1 protein-coding gene and 1 pseudogene are annotated in these 735 nt (G+C 63.8%); both read left to right on the top strand.

Going from position 1 to position 735, the window contains the following annotated elements; all coding sequences use genetic code 11:
• A partial coding sequence (locus CFR71_RS15920; RefSeq protein ID WP_165832143.1) for a type IV secretory system conjugative DNA transfer family protein occupies window positions 1–439 on the top strand: 439 nt, incomplete at its 5' end.
• Window positions 436–735, top strand: a pseudogene (locus CFR71_RS15915) (secretion protein); the annotation flags it as partial. The gene CFR71_RS15920 and the pseudogene CFR71_RS15915, both read left to right, overlap by 4 nt.

Here is a 735-nt window from a genome sequence, read left to right as displayed (position 1 = left end):
GACAGAATGTGTTTTCGAGATCACCCGGGAGGCACAACTGACATCCGCGCCCCCGGACTGGCGCACGTATCTCGTCCGGACATGGGGCAAACCGCATCACCCGGTAGCGGCGGCCCTGCCTCGCACAAAGGCGGAAGTGTCACACTGGAACCAGTGGGTAGCTGAAGGCTGGGCAGATGGAGAAAAGCAGGCAACCGAGATCTTCCTCTCCGACCTGTCGCGCCTGCAGCGCGACATTACCGGCATGGCCCGCTACCGGGTGCTGCTGAACGCCGGGCGCGTCGAAGAACCGCGCGTCGTGTTCGAACATCAGGACGCCGTGGGAGGAGGAGACACCCTCCACCTCAATGACCGCACGATCCGGATCGCGAGCCAGCCCGGGCTTCAGGGCCACGTCCGGCGCGGAAGCGATTACGGTTATCCGGAGCATTGCCGATGAATATCACCATCCCCGTCACGACCGACGAACCCTGGCCGGATGAAGGCAGGAAAGCGTTTGCCTGGGTCGAGGAACGACGGCGTAACGCACCGGGGCTGGACTCCCTGCTTCGCTGGGCGCATGGCCTCGGCGCCTCGCGCATCGACATCAAGACCGGCCATCCGGTCACGATCAAGGTGCACGGCGTGATCCGCTATGCCACATGCAAAGCGACGGACTCCCTCGCGCTGGCGGATATCGTCGGCCATGTCTATGCCTCTGACGGGATGGCCATGCTTGGTGTCGGCCATATCCTC

The sequence above is a fragment of the Novacetimonas pomaceti genome, assembly GCF_003207955.1.
Classification (GTDB): Bacteria; Pseudomonadota; Alphaproteobacteria; order Acetobacterales; family Acetobacteraceae; genus Novacetimonas; species Novacetimonas pomaceti.
The sequence above is the reverse complement of the archived record's forward strand: the minus strand, read 5'-3'. Positions and strand labels throughout refer to the sequence as shown.